The organism is Jatrophihabitans sp. (genome assembly GCF_036389215.1).
GTDB lineage: Bacteria > Actinomycetota > Actinomycetes > Mycobacteriales > Jatrophihabitantaceae > Jatrophihabitans_A.
The window spans coordinates 1-25,387 of sequence record NZ_DASVQG010000219.1 but is presented as its reverse complement, the minus strand read 5'-3'; the positions used below and the strand labels follow the sequence as shown (position 1 = coordinate 25,387).

23 protein-coding genes are annotated in these 25,387 nt (G+C 70.1%); 15 read left to right on the top strand and 8 right to left on the bottom strand.

The genetic code is table 11. The features are described 5' to 3' along the window. Positions 1 to 341: hypothetical protein (locus tag VF542_RS12045; RefSeq protein ID WP_408651949.1), on the top strand; the 341-nt coding region annotated here is incomplete at its 5' end. A 280-nt stretch (positions 342 to 621) separates the two neighbouring features. Then, entirely contained in the window at positions 622 to 2,490 is a 1,869-nt protein-coding gene (locus tag VF542_RS12040; protein WP_408651948.1) for a DNA/RNA helicase domain-containing protein, read from the top strand. Between the two features lie 34 nt (positions 2,491 to 2,524). Here VF542_RS12040 and VF542_RS12035 read toward each other — a convergent pair whose 3' ends face one another. After that, on the bottom strand, positions 2,525 to 3,451 hold the full coding sequence (locus VF542_RS12035; protein WP_408651950.1) for a DUF389 domain-containing protein: 927 nt from the start codon (positions 3,449 to 3,451) through the stop codon (positions 2,525 to 2,527). Between the two features lie 87 nt (positions 3,452 to 3,538). Between VF542_RS12035 and VF542_RS12030 the strand changes: the two genes are divergently transcribed. Continuing rightward, the gene (locus tag VF542_RS12030) at positions 3,539 to 5,203 is read left to right on the top strand and encodes an alpha-amylase family protein (RefSeq protein WP_408651947.1); all 1,665 of its coding nucleotides are present in this window, start codon (positions 3,539 to 3,541) and stop codon (positions 5,201 to 5,203) included. Positions 5,204 to 5,269: 66 nt separating this feature from the next. On the opposite strand, the gene VF542_RS12025 is transcribed toward VF542_RS12030, so the two are convergent. Genes VF542_RS12025 through VF542_RS12015 form a run of 3 tightly spaced genes read right to left on the bottom strand, consistent with a single transcriptional unit; the run spans position 5,270 to position 9,046 of the window. Then, entirely contained in the window at positions 5,270 to 6,358 is a 1,089-nt protein-coding gene (locus VF542_RS12025; RefSeq protein WP_408651946.1) for an ABC transporter ATP-binding protein, read from the bottom strand. Next, on the bottom strand, positions 6,355 to 7,989 hold the full coding sequence (locus VF542_RS12020) for an ABC transporter permease (protein ID WP_408651945.1): 1,635 nt from the start codon (positions 7,987 to 7,989) through the stop codon (positions 6,355 to 6,357). The genes VF542_RS12025 and VF542_RS12020 overlap by 4 nt, the downstream gene beginning before the upstream one ends. Before the next feature lie 7 nt (positions 7,990 to 7,996). Continuing rightward, on the bottom strand, positions 7,997 to 9,046 hold the full coding sequence (locus VF542_RS12015; protein WP_408651944.1) for an iron ABC transporter substrate-binding protein: 1,050 nt from the start codon (positions 9,044 to 9,046) through the stop codon (positions 7,997 to 7,999). Positions 9,047 to 9,148: 102 nt separating this feature from the next. Here VF542_RS12015 and VF542_RS12010 point away from each other — a divergent pair, with 102 nt between their 5' ends. The 3 genes from VF542_RS12010 (at position 9,149) to VF542_RS12000 (ending at position 11,313) form a co-directional block, all read left to right on the top strand. Next, positions 9,149 to 9,448 (top strand): hypothetical protein, encoded by a 300-nt coding sequence (locus VF542_RS12010; RefSeq protein WP_408651943.1) that lies wholly within the window; start codon positions 9,149 to 9,151, stop codon positions 9,446 to 9,448. A gap of 153 nt (positions 9,449 to 9,601) precedes the next feature. Next, the gene (locus VF542_RS12005) at positions 9,602 to 10,171 is read left to right on the top strand and encodes a sigma-70 family RNA polymerase sigma factor (RefSeq protein WP_408651942.1); all 570 of its coding nucleotides are present in this window, start codon (positions 9,602 to 9,604) and stop codon (positions 10,169 to 10,171) included. Continuing rightward, positions 10,168 to 11,313, top strand: a complete 1,146-nt coding sequence (locus VF542_RS12000; RefSeq protein WP_408651941.1) for a hypothetical protein — start codon at positions 10,168 to 10,170, stop codon at positions 11,311 to 11,313. Before VF542_RS12005 ends, VF542_RS12000 begins: the two co-directional genes overlap by 4 nt. A 32-nt stretch (positions 11,314 to 11,345) precedes the next feature. Here VF542_RS12000 and VF542_RS11995 read toward each other — a convergent pair whose 3' ends face one another. Then, on the bottom strand, positions 11,346 to 11,636 hold the full coding sequence (locus tag VF542_RS11995; protein ID WP_408651940.1) for a hypothetical protein: 291 nt from the start codon (positions 11,634 to 11,636) through the stop codon (positions 11,346 to 11,348). A 190-nt stretch (positions 11,637 to 11,826) separates the two neighbouring features. Next, the gene (locus tag VF542_RS11990) at positions 11,827 to 12,453 is read right to left on the bottom strand and encodes a hypothetical protein (protein ID WP_408651939.1); all 627 of its coding nucleotides are present in this window, start codon (positions 12,451 to 12,453) and stop codon (positions 11,827 to 11,829) included. 189 nt (positions 12,454 to 12,642) lie between these two features. On the opposite strand from VF542_RS11990, the gene VF542_RS11985 reads away from it, so the two are divergent. The 3 genes from VF542_RS11985 to VF542_RS11975 are packed head-to-tail and all read left to right on the top strand — an operon-like array spanning position 12,643 to position 15,214. Further along, a complete protein-coding gene (locus VF542_RS11985; protein WP_408651938.1) occupies positions 12,643 to 14,079 on the top strand; it encodes a DHA2 family efflux MFS transporter permease subunit in 1,437 nt (478 codons plus the stop codon). A 12-nt stretch (positions 14,080 to 14,091) separates the two neighbouring features. Further along, positions 14,092 to 14,631, top strand: a complete 540-nt coding sequence (locus tag VF542_RS11980) for a methylated-DNA--[protein]-cysteine S-methyltransferase (RefSeq protein WP_408651937.1) — start codon at positions 14,092 to 14,094, stop codon at positions 14,629 to 14,631. Positions 14,632 to 14,680: 49 nt separating this feature from the next. Next, positions 14,681 to 15,214, top strand: coding sequence for an NADPH-dependent FMN reductase (locus VF542_RS11975; protein WP_408651936.1), 534 nt, complete (start codon positions 14,681 to 14,683; stop codon positions 15,212 to 15,214). Here VF542_RS11975 and VF542_RS11970 read toward each other — a convergent pair. After that, on the bottom strand, positions 15,207 to 15,692 hold the full coding sequence (locus VF542_RS11970; RefSeq protein ID WP_408651935.1) for a DUF309 domain-containing protein: 486 nt from the start codon (positions 15,690 to 15,692) through the stop codon (positions 15,207 to 15,209). The two genes, VF542_RS11975 and VF542_RS11970, sit on opposite strands and share 8 nt — an antisense overlap. Before the next feature lie 126 nt (positions 15,693 to 15,818). On the opposite strand from VF542_RS11970, the gene VF542_RS11965 reads away from it, so the two are divergent. Together VF542_RS11965 and VF542_RS11960 are read left to right on the top strand one after the other, a co-directional pair. Beyond that, on the top strand, positions 15,819 to 17,363 hold the full coding sequence (locus VF542_RS11965) for a helix-turn-helix domain-containing protein (protein ID WP_408651934.1): 1,545 nt from the start codon (positions 15,819 to 15,821) through the stop codon (positions 17,361 to 17,363). Positions 17,364 to 17,481: 118 nt separating this feature from the next. After that, positions 17,482 to 18,852: a WS/DGAT/MGAT family O-acyltransferase gene (locus tag VF542_RS11960; protein ID WP_408651933.1), complete on the top strand. Its 1,371-nt coding sequence runs from the start codon at positions 17,482 to 17,484 to the stop codon at positions 18,850 to 18,852. A 7-nt stretch (positions 18,853 to 18,859) separates the two neighbouring features. Here VF542_RS11960 and VF542_RS11955 read toward each other — a convergent pair whose 3' ends face one another. Then, on the bottom strand, positions 18,860 to 19,372 hold the full coding sequence (locus VF542_RS11955) for a GNAT family N-acetyltransferase (protein WP_408651932.1): 513 nt from the start codon (positions 19,370 to 19,372) through the stop codon (positions 18,860 to 18,862). Positions 19,373 to 19,602: 230 nt separating this feature from the next. Between VF542_RS11955 and VF542_RS11950 the strand changes: the two genes are divergently transcribed. From VF542_RS11950 to VF542_RS11935, 4 genes are all read left to right on the top strand, one after another. After that, the gene (locus VF542_RS11950; protein ID WP_408651931.1) at positions 19,603 to 20,250 is read left to right on the top strand and encodes a dihydrofolate reductase family protein; all 648 of its coding nucleotides are present in this window, start codon (positions 19,603 to 19,605) and stop codon (positions 20,248 to 20,250) included. A gap of 56 nt (positions 20,251 to 20,306) precedes the next feature. Further along, a complete protein-coding gene (locus VF542_RS11945) occupies positions 20,307 to 21,812 on the top strand; it encodes a TldD/PmbA family protein (RefSeq protein WP_408651930.1) in 1,506 nt (501 codons plus the stop codon). Then, positions 21,812 to 23,221, top strand: a complete 1,410-nt coding sequence (locus VF542_RS11940; RefSeq protein WP_408651929.1) for a metallopeptidase TldD-related protein — start codon at positions 21,812 to 21,814, stop codon at positions 23,219 to 23,221. Before VF542_RS11945 ends, VF542_RS11940 begins: the two co-directional genes overlap by 1 nt. A 244-nt stretch (positions 23,222 to 23,465) precedes the next feature. Further along, positions 23,466 to 25,289: a phosphoenolpyruvate carboxykinase (GTP) gene (locus tag VF542_RS11935; protein WP_408651928.1), complete on the top strand. Its 1,824-nt coding sequence runs from the start codon at positions 23,466 to 23,468 to the stop codon at positions 25,287 to 25,289. Positions 25,290 to 25,387 lie beyond the last annotated feature (98 nt).

The following is a 25,387-nucleotide window of genomic DNA, read 5'->3' as shown; positions in this document are numbered from 1 at the left end:
ACTGGGACGCTACGGCCGCGGCGCTGGAGGCGGCCGACCGGGAGGCATCGGCGGCGGACTGGGCCGCCTGCTCGGACGCGATCGCCGCCCGGCTTGCCGCCGCGGCCGCCTCGGCCTGCGCCGCGCTGCTCGGACCGGCAGCCGGCGACAGCGACGTGGTCGCCGATGACCGCAGCCTGGCAGGCGCCGACCGATCAGCCGCGGATTTCTGGCCGGGAACTGCCACGACGAGCAGCACGAAGGCGGCCACCGCGGTCAGTATCCAGAAGCGGCGCGACCGCCCGCGGGCCCACGCCACAATGCCGGAACGCTCCACAGGGGCAGTCCTTACCAATAGTTAAAATTTAGTTAAGAACAATTCAAGATAACTCAGCATCGCAGCCACCATGGGCGATTAGTCTGATTCCTGCCAAAGCTTGACGAAGCCTTGAAGAAGCGAGGCCTCAGCCGCTGCCGGCCTCAGCCGTTCACCCCGCATGCCAAACCCCGTGCCAGCCTTTGTGACGGCTACCATCATTGCCGCGGCCCGACGGGCTAGCGCTCGGGAGCCAGACGGTGTCCCCAGCGCTTGGATGCCCCCACCCGCACGACTCGATTCGTGCTGCCTGGGGACACATCCACTTGACGCTCCGCTATTCGGCCGACGTATTCGCACGTGTTGCCGCTACGGACTCCGTTGTGGAGAGGTTGTTCGAGCAGATCCTCTATCAAGCAGGCCACCGGGCGTCGCCAGCCGAGATGCGGTCCTGGCAGAGGAGCCTCCCGGTCCTCGCCCAGGACCTCCTGGACGCCGGCCTCGGCAACGTCGAGGTGATTGTCGAGTATCAGTTGCCGTTGACGTCACAGCGGGCCGACGTCGTCCTGGCCGGTGTGCACCCCGTAACGGGGCGCTCCTCCTACGTGGTCGTGGAGCTGAAGCAGTGGTCTTCGGCCAGGCGGTGGGAAGCTGATCCAAATCTGGTGGAAGTAGATGGCCAGCCCGGCGGTCCCAAGAACCATCCCGTCCGGCAGGTTCGCAACTACTGCACACATGTCATCGACTTCGCACGGACGCTTCATGGTGACGAGGACGCTGTGGCGGGCGTTGCCTACCTGCACAACGCCGTCGACCCGCAGGCAGTCTCCGAGCTTTTCGACTTCAGGCCTGACCTGCACGGCCAACTGTTCACCGGCGCGGACCGTGGAAAGTTCCACGACTTCCTGCGTAGCCGGTTGGATCCCACGGTTCCCGGAGCCGCATACGCCGATGAGCTGCTCCGGTCAGCGGTGGCGCCTTCGCGTCAACTGCTCGCCGTCGCCGCCGAAGAGGTCCAGCACCGTGAGCAGTTCAAGTTGCAGGGTAATCAGCAACTCGCCGTGGACCTCGTCATGCATGAGGTGGCAAGGGCTCAGCGGGCCGACAGCAAGGCGGTCATCATCGTCTCCGGCGGACCGGGAAGCGGCAAGAGCGTTATCGCTCTTTCCTTGCTGGGCGAGCTGGCCCGCCAGGGCCGGACCGTTCTGCATGCGACCGGATCACGCTCGTTCACCCAGACGCTACGGAAGGTGGCTGGGAACAGAGCACCACGAGTACAGAAGATGTTCAAGTACTTCAACCAGTTCATGGACGCCGAGCGCAACGGTCTCGACGTACTGATCCTCGATGAGGCGCACCGCATTCGCGAGACCTCCGTCAACCGCTACACCACAGCCCAGTACCGAACCGGCCGGCCGCAACTGGATGAGCTGATGAGCGCGGCACGAGTGCCGGTCTTCCTGCTGGATGAGAACCAGGTCGTGCGTCCAGGAGAGATGGGCGCGGTCGAATCCATTCGGGCCTATGCCAAGGCACAGGGGTTGCGGGTGCATCACGTTCCGCTTCCTGAGCAATTCAGGTGCGGTGGGAGCGCCTCCTACATCAGATGGGTCGAGCGAATGCTCGGGCTGACCGCTGAAGGCCCCGGCGTCTGGCACAACAACGAGCGTTTCGAGGTACGCGTCGCCGAGTCACCCCTTGAACTGGAGCAACTCCTGCTCACCAAGGAAGCCGACGGCTACACCGCACGGATGTCAGCCGGTTACTGCTGGCCGTGGAGCGATCCACGCCCGGACGGAACTCTGGTGCCCGACGTCGCTATCGGCGACTGGGCACGTCCGTGGAATCTGAAGGGTGATCGACGGGTCGGTACTGCGCCGCCGGCCGCATTGTGGGCCAGCGACCCTGGCGGGATCGGTCAGGTTGGCTGCGTCTACACCGCTCAAGGCTTCGAATACGACTGGAACGGCGTCATCATTGGCGATGACCTGCTCTGGCGCAACGGGTCGTTCGTCAGCAATCGGTCGGCGAACCGGGACCCCGATTTCCGGAGCGCAAAGACGGTCGGTGATCAGCAATTCGACGGCCTCGTCCGCAACGTCTACAAGGTTCTGTTCACCCGAGGCATGGTCGGGACGGTCATCTATTCGACAGACGCCCAGACCCGAGATGCCCTTCGTCGCCTGGTGTACTGAGGACTAGGCAAGCGGACTGAGGCGCACCGGAAGGTCAGTCGGCCTCAGCCGTCCGGCGCCAGAGTCGGCGCTGGACGAGCAGCGTGAGAACGCCGGCAACCGTCATGCCGGTCAGGTTCAGCAGCAGCTGTGCCAGCGATCCGAGGATCTGCCGGGAGTCCAGGACGGCCAGCGACAGTGCCAGGTCCCCGGCGGCCGGCACGGTGGTCACCGAGATGAAGACGCCCACCAGCGCGTTGGAGCGGCCGGCGGTCTGGGACAGCACGCCGGCACAGCCGGCAATGACCGCGACCACCGCCGACCACTTGTCGGGCCGCCAGATGAACCCGGTCAGCGGCCGGGCGGCGCTGACCGAGGACGGGTGCACCCAGCCCACCGCCCGGGCGGCCAGCGCGCACAGCAGCGTGACGCCGATCGCGAACAGGAAGCCCTGGACCAGCAGCGCCAGGGCCCGGCGGCTCAACCGCGCGCGCCGCAGCGCGATCCCGAGAGCCAGCGCCACCACCGCGCCGAACTCCGGCCCGACCACCATGGCCCCGACCACCAGGATGGCTGAGTCGGTGATCACCGCGATCGAGGCAAGCATCACGGCGATGGTCAGGAAGGCGTAGTAGGACCAGGAGCCGGCCACCTGGGTATCGGCCTGGTCGAGTACGGCGTCCCAGACCACGGCGTCGTCCGGCGAGCCGGGGGCGGCTTCCTCGGTCGCGTGCGCGTTCACCGACGGTGCCGCCTCGATGGCCGACAGCGTCACCCCGCCGTCGGAGTACAGCCCGGCCTGCCGCAGGCCGTCCAGCACGTCGGTGACCGCCTCGCGGGCGACGTCGCACAGCACCAGGTCACCGCTCGGACGTACCCCGGCGCCGGTCATCAGCACCACATTCGTGACCCGCGGATCCTGCTCCAGCGTGGTGAGCACGGTGGGCGTCCGCTCGGCCGGCACGATCAGGCGCAGGTGCATCACAGCGGCATCGTCTCATCGCCGAGCCCACCGCCGTCGCCGTAGCTGGTTCAATGGCACTCCACCAAGCCGCGGAGAGGACGCCTCGTGTCAGAGCGCTGGTACAAGGAAGCGGTCATCTACTGCGTCGAGGTCGACACCTACCAGGACTCCAACGGCGACGGCTGCGGAGACCTGCCGGGGCTCACCAGCCGGCTGGACTACCTGGCACGCCTGGGCGTGACCTGCCTGTGGCTGAACCCGATCCATCCCTCGCCGCTGCTCGACGGCGGCTATGACATCAGCGACTACTACGGCGTCCACCCGCAGTTGGGCACCCTCGGCGACTTCGTGGAGTTGGCCACCCAGGCCCGCTCGCGGGGCATCCGGCTGGTGCTGGACCTGGTGGTCAACCACACCTCCGATCAACACCCGTGGTTCCAGTCCGCGCGGAGCGACCCGGACTCGCCGTACCGCGATTGGTATGTCTGGAGCGAGGACGAGCCGCCGGACCGCCGCCAGGGCATGGTGTTTCCCGGCGAGCAGACCGAGACCTGGACCATGGACCCCGCGGCCAAGCTCTGGTACTACCACCGCTTCTACGACTTCCAGCCCGACCTGAACTGGTCGAACCCGGCCGTGCGCGCCGAGATCAAGAAGGTGATGGGGTTCTGGCTGCAGCTGGGCGCGTCCGGGTTCCGGATCGACGCGGCGCCGTTCGTGATCGAGCAGACCGTCCCCGGTGTCAACCCGGGCCCGATGGATTTCACCATCCTCGATGACTGGCGTCAGGACATCCAGTGGCGCAACGGCGAGGCGGTGCTGCTGTGCGAGGCCAATGTCGCCCCCGAGGACGTGCCCAAGTACTGCGCCGCGGCACCGGACGGGCCCAATGACCGGGCCCACCTGATGTTCGCCTTCGGCCTGAACGCCAAGCTGTGGCTGGCACTGGCCCGCTGTGACGCCGAGCCGCTGATCGAGGCGCTCGGCACGCTGCCCAAGCTGGCGGCGATGGCGCAGTGGGCGACGTTCCTGCGCAACCACGACGAGCTCGACCTCAGCAAGCTGACCGACGAGCAGCGCGGCGACGTGATGGCAGCCTTCGCGCCCAAGCCGGAGATGCGGCTGTACGGCCGGGGCATCCGCCGACGGCTGGCGTCGATGATGAACGGCAACCTGTCCCGGATCCAGCTCGCCTACTCGCTGCAGTTCAGCATGCCGGGCACGCCGGTGCTCCGCTACGGCGAGGAGATCGGGATGGGCGAGGACCTGAAGTTGCCGGGCCGGCTGGCGATCCGCACGCCGATGCAGTGGGACGCCAGCCGGTCGGCCGGGTTCTCCACCGCCGGTGTGGTCGAGCTGGTGCGCCCGGTGCCGGCGCGCGGCAACTACTCCGCCAAGCGGGTCAACGTCGAGGCCCAGCGGCCGGACCGGGAGTCACTGCTGCGCTGGTTCGAGGAACTGATCAGGGTGCTGCGGGAGTGCCCGGAGATCGGCGTCGGCGAGGTCAGTGTGATCGACTGCCCACTCCCGCGCTCGGTGCTCGCACATCGTTTCGACGCTCCCGAGGGTGCGATCCTGCTGCTGCACAACCTCGCCGATACCGCGGTGACCCTGGACCTCAGCGGCGTCGATCCCGGCACCGGAAGGTCCGGCAAGAAGCCTTATGAGGTCTTCGCCGACGACCACTACGAGCCGCCGGCGAAGAACCTCGGCCAGCTGGAGTTGAACGGCTGGGGCTACCGCTGGATCCGGCTGCGCCGCGACGCCTGACCGAGCCGGGGTGACCCGCGCCGCTCAGCCGGCGGGCGGTGCTCCGCCCACGGCAAGCCGCGCTGCTCAGCCGCCGGCCGGGAACCAGCGCGCCGTGCCGCGCACCCGCAGCCGCACCTTGGTGCCGACATCGGGGGCGGCGGTGCCGGTGTGGCGCAGGCTGATCACGCTGGAGCCCGGCTCGTCCAGCCGGATCGTCAGCATGGTGTCGTGGCCGTAGTAATCGACGTCCTCCACGACCCCGAACACGGCCTCAGCCGCGCTGTCCGGGCCCTCGGGCGGTGAGTCGGTGAGCTCGATCTGCTCCGGGCGCAGCAGCACGGTCCCGGGGCCGCCGTGCCCAGCCGCCGGGGAGACCGCCTGGACCGGCACGCCGCCGAGCGCGCACTCGGCGACCGAGTCCGCCAGCACGCCGGGAAGGGTGACCGCCTCACCGACGAACGCGGCGGTGGCCAGGTCCAGCGGCGCCTCGTAGACCTGGCGTGGCGGGCCGATCTGGGTCAACCGCCCGGCACTCATCACACCCACCTGATCGGCGAACGACAGCGCCTCGGCCTGGTCGTGGGTGACCAGCAGCGTGGTCACCCCCTGCCCGGCCAGCACCTCGGCCACCGCGGCCCGGGTGCTGGCCCGCAGCCCGGCGTCCAGCGCGCTGAACGGCTCGTCCAGCAGGACCACCCCCGGCCGCGGCGCCAGCGCCCGGGCGAGGGACACCCGTTGCTGCTGGCCGCCGGAGAGCTGGTCCGGCCGGCGGCCGGCGTAGTCGGGATCCAGGCTGACGAGTTCGAGCAGCTCGGTGATCCGTGACCTCGACCCGGCCCGGGACCGGCGCTGGTCGCGAGGCAGGCCGAAGGCGATGTTCTGCGCCACCGTCAGGTGCGGGAACAGCGCCCCGTCCTGGGCCACGTAGCCCAGGCCCCGCCGGTGTGGCGGCACCCAGACCCCGTCGCCGCAGACCTGCCGGTCACCGATGAACACCGAACCGGGGTGCGGTGACTCGAAACCCGCGATCACCCGCAACAGCGTCGTCTTGCCGCACCCGGACGGCCCGACGATCGCGGTGATGCTGCCGTCGGCGATGTCGAGGTCGATGCCTTCCAGAACCGGCACCGGGCCATAGGCGCTGTGCACTCCGCGCACCGTCAGCGCGCTCACCGGCCGGCCATCCGGTGCGACTGGACCAGCAGGAACCACGACACCGGGATCGACAGCACGATCATCAGCAGCGCGTAGGGCGCGGCGGCGGCGTAGTCGATGGCCGAGCTCGACGACCAGAACTGGGTTGCCAGCGTCCGGGTGCCGGTCGGGGCCAGCAGCAGGGTCGCGGTCAGCTCGGTGACCACCGCCATGAACACCAGCGCGGCGCCGGCGGCGATGGCCGGCGCGATGAGCGGCAGGCTGACCCGGCCGAACACCCGCAGCGGTGAGCTGCCCAGGGCCTTGGCGGCCTCGTCCAGTTCGGGCGGGGCCTGCTCGATGCCGGCCCGCAGGCTGACCATCGCCCGGGGCAGGAACAGCAGGGCATAGGCCAGGACGATCAGCAGGGTGCTCTGGTAGACCGGCCGGGCATACCGGATCGCCACCGTCACGAAGGCCAGCGCGACGACGATGCCCGGCACCGCGCTGGCCAGGTAGGTGCACCGCTCCATCAAGGTGGAGCCCCAACCCCGGTGGCGCACCGCCAGCCACGCCACCGGCAGCGCGATCGCGGTGGTGACGGCCGCGGCATACAGCCCCAGGGTGAGCGTGCTCAGCACGGCCGGCAGCAGCTCCGGCGCCGTCCACAGCCCGGCACCGCCGAGCGCGAGCCAGCGCCCGACACTCACGAACGGCACCCCGATCGCCAGGCCGCACACCGCGGCCGCCGCCAGCAGCGCCAGCGGGGTGGCCCGGCCCAGCCGAACCCGCGGAGCCGGCCTGGCCACCCCGGAGCCGAGCCGGGCGTAGCGGCCCCGGCCGCGCAGCAGCACGTCGGCGGTGATCAGCAGCAGGCACAGGCTGACCAGCACCGCGGCCAGCATGGTGGCGGCGGCACCGTTGAACGTCGACTGGTACTGCTCCATGATCGCGGTGGTGAAGGTCGAGTAGCGGATCATCTGCAGCGCACCGTACTCGGCCAGCAGGTGCAGTCCCACCAGCAGCGCGCCACCGAGCACGGCGGTGCGCAACTGTGGCAGAACGACCTGCACCAGCACCGCCACCGGGCCGTGGCCCAGGGACCGGGCCGACTCCTCGAGCGCCGGGTCCAGCCGCCGCAGCACCGCCGCGACCGGCAGGTACACGAAGGGGAAGTACGCGAACGTGGTGATCAGGCCGGCGCCGCGCAGGCCCTCGATCGACGGGTACAGCGACACCCAGCCGTAGCTGGTGACGAAGGCGGGGATGGCCAGCGGCATCGCGAACAGCACCGCCCACAGCCGGCGCAGCGGCAGGTCGGTCCGCTCGACCAGCCAGGCAGCCGCCACCCCGAGCAGCACGGTGGCCGTGACGGTGACGCTCACCAGCGCCACGGTGTGCCGCAGCAGCTCACCGACCCGGGGACGCACGATCAGGGCGTAGGCCTGGTCCCAGCCGGTGGCGAGGGTCTGGACGAGGATGTAGCCGAGCGGCACCAGGGACAGCGCCGCCACCGCGAACGCCGCGATCGCCACCCCGAGCGGTGCCCGGTGACCCCGGCCCCGCTGCCGCCGTACCCAGCGCCGCCCCCGGCCGCCCCGGGCCGGCAGGTGCGTGCGCTGCCCGGTTTCGGCAACCTGGGCATCGGCCGGGGACAGGGTGGCGGGCATCGGGGGATTACAGGATTCCGGCCTTGGTCATCATCTCCACGACCTCGGGACCGTTGAGCTTGGCCTCGTCGATGTCGGGCTCACCCAGCTCGGCCAGCGGTTTGAGCGCGGCGTTGGCGGCGACGTCACTGCCGACCGGGTACTCGAAGGAGGTGCCGGTCTGCAGGATCTGCTGGCCCGCCTTGCCGGTGACGAACTTCAGGAACCGCTGCGCGGCCTCGGCATGCTTGCTGGACTTCAGCACACCGCCGCCGGACAGGCTGACGAAGGCACCCGGGTCCTGGTTGCCGAAGTAGTGCAGCTTGGTGTTCTTGCTGTTCTCCTTGGTCTCGGCCTGGTCGCCGGCCCAGTAGTAGTGATAGATGACGCCACCCTCGATCTGGCCGGCGTTCACCGCCTTCATGACCGCGCTGTTCCCCTTGTAGGGCTTGACATTGGTCTTCATGGCGTTGAGCCAGGCCTGGGTGGCGTCGGCGCCCTTGAGGTCGAGCATGGCGCTGACGATCGCCTGGAAGTCGGCACCCGCGGGCGAGGCGCCCCACCTGCCCTTCCACTGCGGATCGGCCAGGTCCATCAGCGACGTGGGCAGCTGCGCCTCGGTCAGCTTGGTGGTGTTGTAGACGAACACCGTGGACCGGGCGGCGATGCCCACCCACTTGCCGGTGGAGGGCTGGTACTGCTCGGGCACCTGCTGCAGGGTGGCCTTGTCGACGTCGGTGAACAGGCCGGCGTTCTCCACGATCGTCATGGCGGGGGAGTTCTCGGTGAGGAAGACGTCGGCCGGGGAGGCGCCGCCCTCCTGCTTGATCTGGTTGGCCATCTCGGAGTCGTCGCCGTTGCGCAGCGCCACCTTGATGCCGGACTCCTTCGTGAACGCCTCGGCCCATTCCTTGGTCAGTTCCTCGTGCTGGGCGTTGTAGACGGTCAACGTGGTGTTGCCTGCACTGCCACCGGCGCCCGCCTTGTCGCTGGAGGAGTCCGAGCTGCAACCCGCGACCAGCAGTACCGTGGCAACCAGCGGGACCAGCATGGCCACCCGCTGAGAACGTAACGTCATCGACCCCTCCATAGTTAGGTTAGGCATACCTTACAGGCGGGTCCTGGGGTGCGGAGACCACCCGGTGGCCTCGCACACCCGTCGTCAGATCGGGGGATCCACTTGGGCAGGTTCCGGCGCGGTGACCGGGTGGTGCTGCGCGCAGCGGTGCGCCGCGGCCGCCGGCACAAGTACGGCCGGGCCCGGGTGCGCAAGGGGACGTCCGGCCGGGTGCTCGGCAGCCACTCCAAGCTGCTGAAGCCGCCCCGCTACGACGTGGAGTTCAGGCGCGGGCCCAGCCGGTCGCTCACGGTGCGCAAGGTGCCGGCCGCCTCGCTGCGGCGTCCGAGGAACCCACTGGTCGCGGTGCTGGTGGTGCTCATCGTGCTGCTGGTGATCGGCTACCTCTCACAGCGCCCCTGATCCACAGCGCCCCTGATCCACAGCGCCCTGACGGACAGCGCCCCGGTTCGCCCGGGCTGCCAACTCGCCAGGTTTGCGCCTCGTGCAACAAATCTCGTCCTCGCGCGTCATAGCTGCAGTTAACGTGGCGCGAGAGATGAGGTGGAGGCCTTGATGGACTCGATCGCGGGCCGGCTCGCCGTGGACCGGCCCGGGCCTGATCCTGGCGGGGACCGTGCCTTCGACGCGCTCTACCGGACCCAGTGGTGGCCGATGCTCCGGCTGGCGCAAGGCTTGGTCGACGACGTCAGCTCCGCCGAGGACGTGGTCCAGGACGCCTTCGCGGGCCTGTACCGCAACCCCGGCGTGCTGGCCGATTCCCAAGCGTCGGCCCGCTACCTGCGAGCCAGCGTCGTCAACGGCGCCCGGTCGGCACTGCGCCGGCGCCGGACAGTGCGGACCTGGCTGGGGCAGGTCCGCGACAGCGAGCACGCGCCGCCTGCCGACGAGCCGTCGCTGCGCTCAGCCGGCCAGGAGGCGGCCCGTCGGGCGCTGGCCGCGCTGCCCAGCAGGCAACGCGAGGTGCTGACCCTGCGCTTCCTCGCCGACCTCACCGACTCCGAGATCGCGGACGCGACCGGCATGTCGGCCGGACACGTCCGATCCGCGGCCAGCCGCGGCCTGGCCACCCTGCGCGGCACTCTGGCCGGGCACCTGCGCGACACCGAGGGAGGGCTCTCGTGAACGACGTCGAGATCAAGTCTCTGATCAACTCCGCCGTGGACGTCGAGCTCGGCGGTCACCGCACGGCACCGCCGATCGACCGGGCGGCGCTCGCCGGGCGTTCGGGCCCGGCCCACGCCGTCCGGCTGTGGAGCGTCCCGCTGCTGGCGGCCTCGGTGGCGGTGCTGCTCGCCGTCGGCGCGATGCTGGCCATCACGCTGAACCGCGACCAGCGGTCCAACCGGGTCAGCAACCCGGCCGGCCCGACACCATCGGCATCGCTGTCGCGGTCCACCTATCCCGACCTGGAGGCGGCACAGCGCGCCTACGCCGAGGCGGTGGCCGGCGCTCGGGAGGCGACCGAGGTACCTGGGGTCTCCGTCGGAGGGGTGTCAGCCCGCGACGCCGCCCGGTTGAAGGACACCGGCCTGATCAGCGGCGATATCTCCAGCATCACCGACCCGGAACCGGGCAAGACCTATTCGTTCACCCTGAGCTACATCGCGGGCCCGAGCGATGACCCGCCCATGGTCCTGACGACCGAGGTGCAGGACGTCGCCTCCGGCAGCTGCGCCCAGCCCTTCCTGGCGCGCCCGGGCCATTCCTATGTGATCCGCTGCCAGGCGATGTTGATGGCGGGCGTCACCGGCAAGGGAACGGTCACGCTGCGGACGCCGACCGGGACGATGGGAGGCTCGATGAATCTCACCGACCCGGCCAAGTACCCGGCATCGCCCTCGACGTCCTCCAGCCCGGGACAGGCCGAAGCGGCCCGCGAGTACGCCTTGGCGGTCGCCACCGCCCCGGAGGCAAGCACGGTGGCGGGGGTGGTGGACCGGCCGGCCGGCCCCGACGAGCAGCACCCTGGGGACACCGTCGGGTCACCGGACATTCCGGTCCGCGCACCGGAGCCGGGTAGGAGCTATCGGTTGACCTTGATCTACGTCCCGCCCCAGGACGCGCCTGCGGTCTCGGTCCTGGCCGTCAGGTTCGAAGACGTCGCGGCCGGCCGCTGCGCCGGGCCGTTTCGGGTCCGGCCGGCTCACGCATACTCGATTCGCTGCCAGGTGACGTTCCGGGCAGGCGCCGAGGGCATTGCCTACTACAAGGTGACCGGACCGCACGGGGCGGAGACGACAGGACTGAGCCTCAGCTCCCCGTGACCGATGCGGCAGCCCGGCACCATGAAGTTGCCTCAGGTGCCGGGGATGTCGGCGGCGCGCAGTGCCAGTGCCATGAAGGCGTCGGCCCGGCGCTGGTCGCTGGTCCTGTGCTCGAACCGGCCATGTGCCATGGCGTCGGCGTCCATCAGGATCAGCTCCGCCTCGACCCGCATCAGGGCTCGGATCAGCGGGCAGTTCTCGGGCAGGTCCATATTCAGCCGGACCACCCCGCCGGTGGCAGGTGACAACCTGGCCTCCAGGAGTGCCGCGATCAGCTCGTCGCGTCGTTCTCCCGCCACGAGGTCAGCGCCGTAGTCGTTCATGCTGGGGAGCCTAGGCTGCCTGACTGCAAAGGTCAGCCGAATGCACCAACGCCAGGTCCGCGTCGCCACTGGCATGCCTTGCCCGGCCGCTTCGGTGACGACCCGGGTGCGGTGCGTCAGTGCAGGCAGAATTCGTTGCCCTCCGGGTCCTGCACGACTCCCTACCCCTCGCTACGTCCTTGGCGTCCAGCTACTCCGATTCCAGCTGTGCGCAGCTGCTGAGACCGTAGCCGTTGAGGTAACTGACCAGGCGGCTGGTGTGGTCGGGCAGCGCCGACACGGCGTTGGCATCGGCCTGCACCTTCGCCGCGTCATGCGCCTTGCTGTGGGCCAACATCCGCTCGGCCACCGGCTTGAACGCCGCGAAGTCGGACTTCTGGATCGCCAGCCAGTTCTTCTCCAGCGCGGCGCGCTCGGCCGTCTGCCTGACCAGCGCCTCGGCCCGGGAGATGAAGGACGGCACCAGCTTGAGCGTTCCGGTGAGGTTGGTGCTGATCACGGCGTAGTCGGTGGCGGCGGTGGGCCGCGGCAGGGCCTTGATCTGGGCATCGACGGAGGAGCACAGCTTGTTCATCTCGATCAGGAAGTCGGGCTTGGACAGCACGCCCTTCGGGGTTCCTGCCGAGGTCGAGGCGAACCCTGGCGCCGGGGTGCTGCTCACCGGCACCGAGGCGGTCGAAGAGGCGGTCGACGCGGCGGCCGAACCGGTGCTGGAGCTGGCGGGTGCGGCCGACTTCGAGGACGAACCGCCGCAGCCGGCCAGGACGAGGACCACCAACACCGGCACAGCCGCCAACCAGGCGGCGTTCTTCGTCATGGCAGCTCTCCTCCGGCGTCTTGCGAAGCGGGCACGGTGCCGGGGCAGGACGGAACAAGCCGGACGGCCTCCGGTGAACAGGGTCTCACGATGCGCCCCGGGCCTCGATTCGGCGGCGGTTCCGGCGAGCGGTACTGGCCACGTTTGGAGGTGGGCTTATCACACCGAGGGCCACTACTGTCCCGAGTCATGGCGGTGGGAGAGTCGAACCCGGAAGCCACCGGACGCCGGCTGGTCCTGATCGTGGTGGTGGCCGCGGTCTTCATGGCCAACCTCGACCTCTGGATCGTCAACGTCGCGTTACCGACGATCAGCGCCGGCTTCAGCAGCGGCGGGCACGCCCCGCGGCTGTCGAGCCTGTCCTGGGTGCTCAACGGCTACGCCGTGGGACTGGCCGCCCTGCTGGTCGTCTCCGGCCGGCTCGGGGACCGGGTCGGGCATCGCAAGGTATTCCTGGCCGGCGTGCTGATATTCACCGTCAGTTCGGGCCTGTGCGCGCTGGCGCCGAACCTGCCGGTGCTGATCGCGGCCCGGGTGTTGCAGTCGGTCGGCGCCGCCGCCCAGCTGCCGACCTCGCTGGCGCTGCTGATGGCGGTGTACCCAGCTGAGCGGCGGACCATGGTGGCTCGCGGCTGGTCGGCGGTAGGTGCGCTGGCCGCCACTGCCGGCCCGGTGGCCGGCGGGCTGCTGGTGCTCATCAGCTGGCGCTGGGTCTTCGTGGTCAACCTGCCGATCGGGCTGCTGGTGCTGGTCGCGGGCCTGCGGGTACTGCCACACCCGCCGGCCAGGGAGCGCGAGCCGCTGCCTGACCTGCTCGGCGCCGCGCTGGTCACCGTCGCGGTCGCCAGCCTCACCGGCGCGCTGGTCCAGGCCACGGTGTGGGGGTGGTCCTCGGCAGCCACCATCGGGCTGCTGGTGCTGGCGGTGCTGGCCACGGTGTCGTTCCTGCGTCGCTGCGCGGTGCACCCGGCACCGCTGTTCGAACTCAGCCTGTTCTCGGTGCGCGGCTTCGGCCTGGCCAACGCCGCCCTCTTCGTCTTCAGCGTCGCGTTCTCGATCATGTTGCTGTCCGACGTGCTGTGGTGCCAGGAGGTCTGGCACTACTCGCCGCTGCGTACCGGCTTCGCGATGGCGCCCGGTCCCGGGCTGATGCCTGTCGTCACGCTGCTCTCGGCCCGGGTGGTGCACCGCTACGGCACCGCCCCGGTGGCGACCGCCGGTTCGGCGCTGTTCGGGGTGGCCATGCTCTGGCAGGCGGTGTTCCTGAACACCGGCGTCTCCTATGCCGCGGACCTGCTGCCCAGCATGGTGCTCGGCGGCATCGGCGTGGGCCTGGCGCTGAGCACCCTGATCGCCGCCGGGGTCACCTCGCTGCCGGCGCAGCGCTCGGCGACCGGCTCCGCCGTCGTCAACGCCGGCCGCCAGGTCGCGGCCGCCGTCGGGGTGGCGGTGCTGATCAGCCTGGTCGGGGTACGGGTGGATGCCGGCAGCCTCGGGGAGTTCCGGGCCGCCTGGCTGGTGGCCGCCCTGTTCGGGCTGCTGGCCGCCGGCTTGTCGGCGGCGGTGCCCCGGCCGCGAGCCGTGCCGGCCACCGCGGGAGTTCCGGCGGCCAGAACCGGCACCTAAGCTGGCGCCATCATGACTGCTGCCGGCTTCGCCCTGTTCGACACCGCGGTGGGCTGCTGCGCGCTCGGCTGGACCGGCTCGGCGATCGTCGAGGTGAGCCTGCCCGAGGCCAGCCCGGACGACACTCGCCGCCGGATGAGGCGCCGGCTGCCCGGCAGCGGCGAGCAACCGCCGCCGGCCCCGGTACGCCAGGCGATCGAGCGGATCGTGGCGCTCTTCGACGGTTCCGGTGACGACCTGGCCGACATCGAGCTCGACCTGTCCGGGGTGGCGGACTTCCACCGCTCGGTGTACCGGGTGACTCGCGACATCCGGCCGGGAACCACCCGCTCCTACGGGGCGATCGCGACTGAGCTGGGGCTGCCCGGCGCTGCCCGCGCGGTGGGCCGGGCACTCGGGCAGAACCCGTGCCCGATCATCGTCCCCTGCCATCGGGTGGTGGCCGCCGACGGTTCGATGCACGGCTTCTCCGCCAACGGCGGGGTGGCGACCAAGCGCCGGATGCTGCAACTGGAAGGCGCGCTGCCGGCCGACGAGCCGACCCTGTTCTGAGCATCCAGCAAGGTCACCGGCCGGGCCGCGCCGGCCTTAGCCTGATGCGATGCGCTCGTTGCTGCTGATCTGTGGAAGTGTCCGCCCCGGCTCCACCAATGCCGCGGTGCTGCGGACCGCCGGCCTGCTGGCGGCGGAGGACGTCGCCGTGACCAGCTATGACGAGCTGGCGTCGCTGCCGCACTTCAATCCGGACGACGACACCGACAGCCGGCCCGCCGCCGTGGTCCGGCTGCGGGCCCAGCTTGCCGAGGCCGGCGCGCTGCTGTTCTGCACGCCGGAGTATGCCGGGGCGCTGCCGGGTTCCTTCAAGAACCTGCTGGACTGGTCGGTGGGCGGCGGCGAGATGTCGGGCAAGCCGGTGGGCTGGATCAACTGCTCGTGGGGGCCGACCGGGGCTGCCGGCGCCTACGCCGAGCTTCGGACGGTGCTCACCTACACCGATTCGGTGATCGTCGAGCCGGGTTGCGCACAGGTGCCGGTGACCCGTGCCGACGTGGGCGCCGACGGCTTGGTGCACGATCCGGCGATCCGGGCCCGGCTGGCCGACGTGGTGACGGCGCTGGCCGCGGCGCTCAGCTGAGGGTCAACCGCGGTGGTGGCCCGGGGTCGGTCGCCGCTGCCCACGCCAGCAGGCCCGCGACGTCCACGCCGTGCGGTGGCCGGTCCCGGTAGCCGGCGATGTTACCGGCACCGCGGCTGATCAGCGCCGCCGCTCCGGTCCGGTTGCCCCGGGCGGCGTGGGTCAGGCCCACTGCCAGCTGTGCCAGGCCCCGCCACAGTTCCCGCTCAGCGTCCGGCGCGGCCTTCCAGGCATCCTCCAGCACCTCGTGCGCCTCGAACGGCCGTCCGGCGTCGAGCAGCGATTGGGCCCGCCGCAGCGAGTCGGCCGGCGTGCCGGGCGGGCTGCCGGCCGCAGCGCCGGCCGCATCGTCAGCCGCCGGACCCACTCCCTGGGCGCCGTAGCCGAGTGGCCGGCCGAGCGCGTCGCGCGGCCGGGCATTCCGGGGCCGGCCCTGGGCGTCCCGGTCGCGGTCCCGGGGAGGTGGTTCAGCGCTCATCCTGTGATCCTGTCACCTCGGAAACATCTCCCGGCATCGAGCTTCATCCGGGTTTCGACCGGTTCGCTGGGAAGTATGCGACCCGTTGGGCAGATGTGAACTCATATCTGAGATATTGTGGCCGACATGGTTGATGAGGTCGGTGCCGCCAAGGACTACGCCCGCCGGGTCGGCACGCTGATCCGGGATTCCCGGAAGAACCGGGGCTGGACCCAGGCCCAACTGGCCGAGACGTTGGGCACGTCCCAGAGTGCCATCAACCGGATCGAGCAGGGCAACCAGAACCTCAGCCTGGAACTGCTGACCCGGATCAGCGAGGCGCTGGACTCCGAGATCGTCTCGATCGGCCGCTCCCGGCCGCACCTGCGGGTGGTCGGCGGTCGCCGGCTGAGCGGCAGCATCGAGGTCAAGACCAGCAAGAACGCCGGGGTCGGCCTGCTGTGCGCCTCCCTGCTCAACGAGGGCCGGACGGTGCTGCGCAAGGTGGCCCGGATCGAGGAGGTGCACCGGATCATCGAGGTGCTCAACAGCATCGGGGTACGCACCCGCTGGCTCAACGCCGACAACGATCTGGAGATCGTGCCGCCGGCCCGCCTGGACCTTGCCGGGATGAACCTCGAGGCTGCCCGCCGGACCCGCAGCATCATCATGTTCCTGGCGCCGTTGATGCATTTCGAGAAGTCCTTCGAGCTGCCCTACGCCGGTGGCTGCGCGCTGGGCACCAGGACGGTCGAACCGCACATGACCGCGCTGCGGCCGTTCGGCGTCCAGGTCGAGGCCGCCGCCAGGGTCTACCGGGTCCGGGTCGATCCGTCCGTCACGCCGGCGCGGCCGATCGTGCTGACCGAGCGCGGTGACACGGTGACCGAGAACGCGCTGATGGCGGCCGCGCGCCGGGTCGGCGTCACGGTGATCCGCAACGCCAGCCCGAACTACATGGTGCAGGACCTGTGCTTCTTCCTGACCGAGCTGGGCGTCCGGGTCGAGGGCATCGGCACCACCACCCTGACCGTGCACGGCGTGCCGGAGATCCGCCGCGACGTCGACTACTCCCCGTCGGAGGACCCGATCGAGGCGATGAGCCTGGTCACCGCGGCGATCGTGACGTCCTCGGAGATCACCGTCAACCGGGTGCCGATCGAGTTCATGGAGATCGAGCTGGCACTGCTGGAGGAGATGGGGCTGCGCTACATCCGCAGCCCCGAGTACCCGGCGGCCAACGGGCGTACCCGGTTGGTCGACCTGACGGTGCTTCCGTCCAAGCTGCACGCACCGCTGGACAAGATCCACCCGATGCCGTTCCCGGGCCTGAACATCGACAACCTGCCGTTCTTCGCGCTGATCGCCGCCACCGCCGAGGGCTCGACCCTGATCCACGACTGGGTCTATGACAACCGTGCGCTGTACCTGACCGAGCTGACCAAGCTGGGCGCCAAGGTCACCCTGATGGACCCGCACCGGATCTATGTCGAAGGACCGACCCACTGGTCGGGCACCGAGGTGATCTGCCCGCCGGCGTTGCGGCCGGCCGTCGTGGTGCTGCTCGCCATGCTCGCGGCCAAGGGGACGTCGCTGCTGCGCAACGTCTACGTCATCGACCGCGGCTACGAGCAGCTGGCGGAGCGGTTGAACCTGCTCGGCGCGAGCATCCAGCCGTTCCGCGACATCTGAGCCGCTCCTCCGCCGCATCGCCCACGGCCGCACCGCCCACGGCCGCACCGGCCCGCTGCCGGCACCCCTCGGAGGGCGTTTTCGCATCCGCGCGGCATCGGTGACAGGATCACACACCGTGCTGCTGCCGATGTCACCGACGGACTCGGTGTTCCTGTCCGTGGAGTCCCCGCAGACGCCCATGCACGTCGGTGGCCTGCAGCTGTTCGAGCCGGCCGCGGACGTTCCCAGCGCCGCGGAGGTGTTCTCCCAGCTCAGCTCCGGCGACGACGTGGCACCGCTGTTCAGGAAGCGGCCCCGCCGCTCGATCAGCACGGCGGGACAGTGGGCCTGGGAGGAGGACCAGCAGTTCGACCTGCGCCACCACGTCCGGCACAACTCGCTGCCCTCGCCGGGCCGCGTGCTGGAACTGCTCGCGCTGTGCTCGCGGCTGCACAGCACGCTGCTGGACCGGCAACGGCCGCTGTGGGAGCTGCACTTCATCGAGGGACTGGCCGACGGCCGGTTCGCCATCTACTTCAAGGTGCACCACGCACTGCTGGACGGGGTGTCGGCACAGCGGTTGCTGCAGCGGATCCTGACCAAGGACCCGGCGGCCCGCGACCTGCCACCGCCGTGGGCCAGCCGGCCGGCCCCGCGGCACCAGCCGGCGCCGCCGACGCCGGAGGAGGTGGTGGCCAACCTGCTGCGCACCGCTCGCGGCGTCGCCAGTGACGTGGCCGGCATCCCGTCGGCGCTGGTACGCACGGTGAACCGGGGCCTGCAGGCGCAGAGCGCGCCGATCTCGTTCGCGGCCCCGCGGTCGATCTTCAACGTGCCGATCTCGGGCTCGCGACGGTTCGCCGCGCAGTCCTGGCCGCTGGAGCGCATCAACCGGATCCGCCGTGGTGCCCGCTGCACCGTCAACGACGTGGTGCTGGCCGCCTGCTCGGGCGCGCTGCGGACCTACCTGAGCAGCCTGGACGCGCTGCCCGAGGCGCCGCTGATCGCCATGGTGCCGGTCGCGCTGCGGGTCCGCGACCGCAACCGGGAGTCCGGCAACGCGATCGGCGCGGTGATGTGCGATCTGGGAACGCACCTGGCGGACCCGGCCGACCGGCTGGACACGGTGCGCCGCTCGATGAAGGAGGGCAAGCAGGCGCTGTCGGAGCTGAGCCCGCTGCAGATCGTGGCTATGACCGGCCTGGGCATGAGCCCGCTGGTCCTGCAGTCCATCCCCGGCTACGCCGAACTGCTCCGGCCGCCGTTCAACCTGATCATCTCCAACGTGCCGGGCCCGCGCACCCCGCTCTATCTCAACGGTGCCCGGCTGGACGGCATCTATCCGCTGTCCATCCCGTACCACGGCCAGGCGCTGAACATCACCTGCACCAGTTACGCCGACGAGCTGTCCTTCGGCCTGACCGGCTGCCGCCGCACGGTGCCTCACCTGCAGCGGATGCTCGGCTACCTCGAGGACGAGCTGACCGCGCTGGAGCAGGCCGGCTGAGCGCGTCTCAGCCGTCGCTGGGCAGCCGGGACCAGACCTGGACATCCGAGCGCAGGCCCTGCTTGAAATAGGAGGAGCGGAGCACGCCCTCCAGGGTGTAGCCGGCCCGGACCGCGACCCGCTGGGAAGGCACGTTGGCCACGTCGATGAGCAGGCTGGCGCGCATCGCGCCGCCTTCGGTGAAGGCCCAGGACGTCAGCTGCCGCAACATCTCGCTGCCGACTCCCTGGCCCCGGGCAGCCGCGGCGACCATGTAGCCCAGTTCCATCTCGCGGGCTTCGGCGTCGATGTGCGGGGCCAGCGCCACGCCGAGGAACGTCCCGTCCGGCGCCACCGCGGCGAAGGTCTCGGCGGTGCCCTTCTGCCGGGCCGCCTGGTAGCGGCCGTACCACTCGAGGGCGTAACCCGGCACGGCCGGGTCGGGCAGCCGGGTGAACCGGAGCACCTCCGGATCGCCGAGCAACTGCTCGACGTCGTCGAGATGGGCTTCGGTCAGCAGCTCCAGGCGCAGTTGGCTCACGTCGGGCATTGTGTCCCATCACAGCCCGATCAGCGCACTGCCGGACATCGGGTCTCGCCCTCGGCCGGGTCAACCGTCATCGTCCGCTTCCCTCCGTCAAGTTACCGGCGCGTAACCTACGCTACCGTAGCTTTGGCCCCGCGCCATGGCTCGGCATGTGTGTCCGACGGAGAGCCGCGGCTGGGAAGGGGCAGGGGTCCCCGGGCCCGGGCGGCTGCGATGATCGAGCGATGCGCACCCTCATCATCTCGGAGTTCATCACCCTGGACGGGGTCGTCGAGGCACCGGGCGGCGAACCGACCCACCCGCACGCCGGCTGGACCTTTCCCTACGGCACCGACGACCTCTATGCCTACAAGCTGCGAGAAACCCTGGAGGCCGAATCCCTGCTGCTCGGCCGGGTCACGTACCAGGGCTTCGCCGCGGCCTGGCCGGAACGGACCGGCGAGTTCGCCGACAAGATCAACGCGATGCCCAAGCACGTCGTCACCAGTTCCGCGCAGCAACTGGGCTGGAACGCCAGCGCGCTGCGCGGCGACGTCCGGCAGGCGGTCACCGACCTGCGCGACGGCGACGGCGGGCCGATCCTGGTGGCGGGCAGCGCCACCCTGGTACGCGCGCTGCTCGGCTACGGCCTGGTCGACGAGCTGCGGCTGATGGTGTTCCCGGTGTTGATCGGGGGCGGCCTGAGCATCTATCCCGATCAGCGGGGCAAGTACGAGCTGGAGCTGACCGACTTGGTGCGCTACGACAGCGGCGTGCTGCTGCAGGTCTACCGGCCGGCCGGCACCACCACCACCACCGGGGCCGATACTGCGACCACCACCGGGACCACCACCGACACCGGGACCGACACCGCGGCCGCTACGGGCGGCTGAGCTCCACCTCTCGGCCCGGCCAGTCCCGGTCAGTGCCTGCATCTAGTATCGGCCGCATGGCCAGCATCGACGCCGCGTTCCTCGCACTGCCAGCATCGACCCTCGCGGACGCGGCCCTCAGCCGGGCTCGCGAGCTGGGTGCTTCGCACGCCGACTTCCGGCTCGAGCGGGTCCGGGTCGCGTCGCTGGCCCTGCGCGACGGCCAGCTCGCGGCCAGCACCGACGAGGAGGACCGCGGGCTCTCGGTGCGGGTGGTGCACGAGGGGGCCTGGGGTTTCGCCAGCGGCATCGATCGCACGCCCGAGGCGGCTGCCCGGCTGGCCGAGCAGGCGGTGGCCACCGCGAAGCTGAGCCGGGTGCTCAGTTCCGACCCGGTGGAGCTGGCCGCCGAGCCGGTGTACTCCGACGCCAGCTGGGTGTCCTCCTACGACATCAACCCCTTCGAGGTCGCTCCGGCCGAGCGGCTGGCGAGGCTGTCGGAGCTGTCGGACCGGCTGCTCAATGCCGACGGCGTGGACCATGTCGACGCCCGCCTGATGCAGGTGCTGGAGAACAAGTTCTACGCCGACACCGCGGGAACGGTGACCACCCAGCAACGCATCCGGCTGCATCCGGAGTTCACCGCGGTGCAGGTCGACCGGGCCAACGGCGGGTTCTCCTCGATGCGCAGCCTGGCGCCGCCGGCCGGCCGGGGTTGGGAGTACCTGACCGGGACCGGCTGGGACTTCGACGCCGAGATCGCCGAGCTGCCGGAGCTGCTGGCCGAGCATGCCAAGGCACCGTCGGTGGAGGCCGGCCACTATGACCTGGTCATCGACCCGTCCAACCTGTGGCTGACCATTCACGAATCCATCGGCCATGCCACCGAACTCGACCGGGCGCTGGGCTATGAGGCCGCCTACGCCGGCACCTCCTTCGCGACCTACGACAAGCTCGGCAGCCTGCGCTACGGATCACCGATCATGAACGTGACCGGTGATCGCACGGTGGAGCACGGGTTGTCCAGCGTCGGCTATGACGACGAGGGGGTCGCCACCGGCGACTTCGACCTCGTTTCCGAGGGCGTGCTGGTCGGGTACCAGCTGAACCGGCAGATGGCGGCGGCCAAGGGATTGGGCCGCTCCAACGGCTGCGCCTACGCCGACTCCGCCGGTCACATTCCCTTGCAGCGCATGGCGAATGTGTCGTTGCAACCGAGCCCGGACGACTGCTCCACCCAGGACCTGATCTCAGGCGTCGAGCGGGGCATCTACGTCGTCGGTGACAACTCCTGGTCGATCGACATGCAGCGCTACAACTTCCAGTTCACCGGCCAGCGGTTCTACAGAATCGCCAACGGGCAGCTGGCCGGCCAGCTGCGCGATGTCGCCTACCAGGCCACCACCACCGACTTCTGGGGTTCGATGCAAGCCATCGGCGGCCCCGGGACCTACGTGCTGGGTGGCGCCTTCAACTGCGGCAAGGGCCAGCCCGGCCAGGTGGCGGCGGTGTCGCACGGCTGCCCGTCCGCGCTGTTCGGCAACGTCAACGTTCTCAACACCGTGACCGAGGGCGGCCGATGATGACCACCAGCACCGACTCCGGCGCCAGCACGATCCAGCAGTTGGTCGAGCAGGCGCTGGCACTGTCCACCGTGGCCGGCTGCGTGGTGATCGGCGAGGAGCTGACCGGCGCGAACCTGCGGTGGGCCGGTAACAGCCTGACCACCAACGGCCAGATGCATTCCCGCAGGATCACGGTGATCTCGATGGTGGACGGCGAGCAAGGCACCAGCTCCGGCGTGGTCGCGCGCGCGGTGGCCGAGGCCGACGAGCTGGCCGCGCTGGTCACCGCCAGCGAGGACGCCGCCCGGGCCGCCTCGCCGGCAGACGACGTCGCGCCGCTGATCGAGCCCTATCCCCACTCCGACGACTGGGACGCACCCGCCGCGGTCACCGGCATCGAGGTGTTCAGTGACTTCGCACCGGCCCTGGGGCGGGCATTCCAGGCTGCCGAGCAAGCCGACCGGCTGCTCTACGGCTTCGCCGAGCACCTGGTGTCCTCGACCTTCCTGGCCTCCTCCACCGGCCTGCGTCGCCGGCACGACCAGCCGACCGGCCGGCTGGAGCTGAACGCCAAGTCCCGCGACCTGACCCGGACCGCCTGGGCCGGCGCGCAGACCCGCGACTGGACCGACGTCGACGTCGATGCGATCACCGCCGACCTGGCCACCCGGCTGGACTGGTCGGCGACCCGGATCGACCTGCCTGCCGGCCGCTACGAGACGCTGCTGCCACCCACGGCCATGGCCGAACTGATGATCTATATGTACTGGAGCCTCACCGCCCGCGACGCCGAGGAAGGCCGCAGCGTCTTCACCGCCCGCGACGGCAGGACCCGGATCGGGGAATCGCTGTCCCGCCTGCACCTCACGCTGCGCTCGGACCCGGCAGAACCGGGGATGCAGGCGGTTCCCTTCCAGTTGACCACCGGCGGCGAGGAATCGGTCTTCGACAACGGGGCGCCGGTGGCCGCCACCCGCTGGATCGACGGCGGCGTGCTGGCCAACCTGCAGCGCACCCGCAACTGGGCCGAGCGCACCGGCGAGCCGTTCGTGCCGTTCGTGGACAACCTGATCATGACCGGGCCCGAGGATGCCGGGGCCAAGAGCCTGGCGGAGCTGATCGCCGCAACCAAGCGCGGCCTGCTGCTGACCTGCCTCTACTACACCCGGACGGTCGATCCCCAGACGCTGCTGGTGACCGGCCTGACCCGCGACGGCGTCTACCTGATCGAGGACGGCGCGGTGCGCGGCGTGGTCAACAACTTCAGGTTCAACGAGTCCCCGGTCGACCTGCTCGGCCGGATCACCGAGGTGGGCCGCACCGAGAAGACGCTGCCCCGGGAATGGAGTGACTTCTTCACCAGGGTCGCCATGCCGGCCGTCCGGGTACCGGACTTCAACTTCTCCACTGTGAGCCAGGCCTCCTAGTCCCCGGTGTGAGCTGGGCCATGGCTACCTGCGGGAACTCGGACGAAGGCCCGGTTTGCCAGGGGTCCGGTGCCCGATTTCTCCGGATAGCGCGCCTGTGATGGGAGCCGCACGCATCTGACGGGCTTGTAAGCGCTGCCGCTGGCTACTCTGTGATCACTGCCCGGCAGGGCTGTGCGCGAATCCGTCGCCCGTCCTGCGGCACCCCCGCCAGTCACCGTCGACTGACAAGGAGTTTCTAATCATGACGAGCACTATCGTCCGTCTGGATACCGCCCCCACCAGCCACAGCGGGCTGCTCCGCTGGGTACGCGACACCGCCGAGCTCACCGAACCCGACGAGGTGGTGTGGTGCGACGGATCGCCGGAGGAATGGACCCGGCTCACCGAGCAGCTCGTCGCCTCCGGCACCCTGATCCGGCTCGAGGACTCCAAGAAGCCCAACTCCTTCTACGCCGCCTCCGATCCCACCGACGTCGCCCGGGTCGAGAACCGGACCTTCATCTGCTCGCAGGACCCCGGCGACTGCGGTCCTACCAACAACTGGATGGATCCCGGCGACATGAAGGCGCTGCTCACCGAGCGGTTCCGGGGTTCGATGCGCGGGCGCACGATGTATGTCATCCCGTACTGCATGGGACCGCTGACGGCCGAGCAGCCGATGCTCGGCGTCGAGCTCACCGACTCGGCCTACGTGGTCGTCTCGATGCACATCATGACCCGGATGGGCAACAAGGCCCTGGAGCTGTTCGTAAAGGACGGCGTCGACCAGCCCTACGTCGCCGGCCTGCACTCGCTCGGCGCCCCGCTGGCGCCCGGCGAGGTGGACGTCGCCTGGCCGTCGAACGAGACCAAGTACATCGTGCACTTTCCCGAGGACCGGATGATCTGGTCCTACGGCTCGGGCTACGGCGGCAACGCCCTGCTCGGCAAGAAGTGCCACTCGCTGCGGATCGCCTCGGCGCAGGCCCGCGGTGAGGGCTGGCTGGCCGAGCACATGCTGATCCTGAAACTGACCAGCCCGCAGCAGAAGGCCTACTTCGTGGCGGCGGCATTCCCGTCCGCGTGCGGCAAGACCAACCTGGCGATGCTCGAGCCGACCCTGGACGGCTGGAAGGTCGAAACGATCGGCGATGACATCGCCTGGATCCGGTTCGGCGAGGACGGCCGGATGTATGCGGTCAACCCCGAGAACGGCTTCTTCGGCGTCGCCCCTGGCACCGACTGGCATACCAACCCCAACGCGATGCGCACCATCGCCAAGGGCAACTCGCTGTTCACCAATGTCGCGCTCACCGACGACCGCGACATCTGGTGGGAGGGCATGGGCGAGCCGCCGGCGCACCTGACCGACTGGAAGGGCCGCGACTGGGCGCCAGGTTCGGCGGAGCTGGCCGCGCATCCCAACTCCCGGTATTGCACGCCGATCGAGCAGTGCGAGACCAAGGCGCCCGAGTGGGACGACCCGCGCGGTGTTCCGCTGGACGCGATCTTCTTCGGCGGCCGCCGCAAGGACACCATCCCGCTGGTGACCGAGGCGCGCGACTGGCAGCACGGCGTGTTCATGGGCGCCACCCTGTCGTCGGAGACCACCGCGGCCGCCGCCGGCAAGGTCGGCGTGGTGCGGCGGGACCCGATGGCGATGCTGCCCTTCATCGGCTACCACGCCGGGGACTACTTCGCGCACTGGATCGAGGTCGGCAAGAACGCCGACGCCGTGAAGCTGCCCAAGATCTTCTACGTCAACTGGTTCCGCCGGGACGCCGACGGCGGGTTCCTGTGGCCGGGGTTCGGGGAGAACATCCGGGTGCTGAAGTGGGCGATCGAGCGGATCGAGGGCCGGGCCGCGGGGGTGGACACCCCGATCGGCCGGATCCCCGCCCCGGACGCCCTGGACGTGGACGGCCTGGAGATGACCCCGGAGCAGCTGAGCCAGGCGCTGGCCGTCGACGCCGAGCAGTGGCGCGCGGAGATCCCGGCCATCGAGGAATGGTTCGACAAGATCGGGGACAAGGTGCCGACCTCGTTACGTGACGAGCTGGCCTCGCTCAAGCTCCGGCTGGGCTGAGCCGCTGGCCGAGCATCGCGAGCACGACGAACGCCCGAGGAGTCGGCTGGCTCCCCGGGCGTTCTGTTGTCCGGCTGCGCTACGGGCGCTGCGGGAAG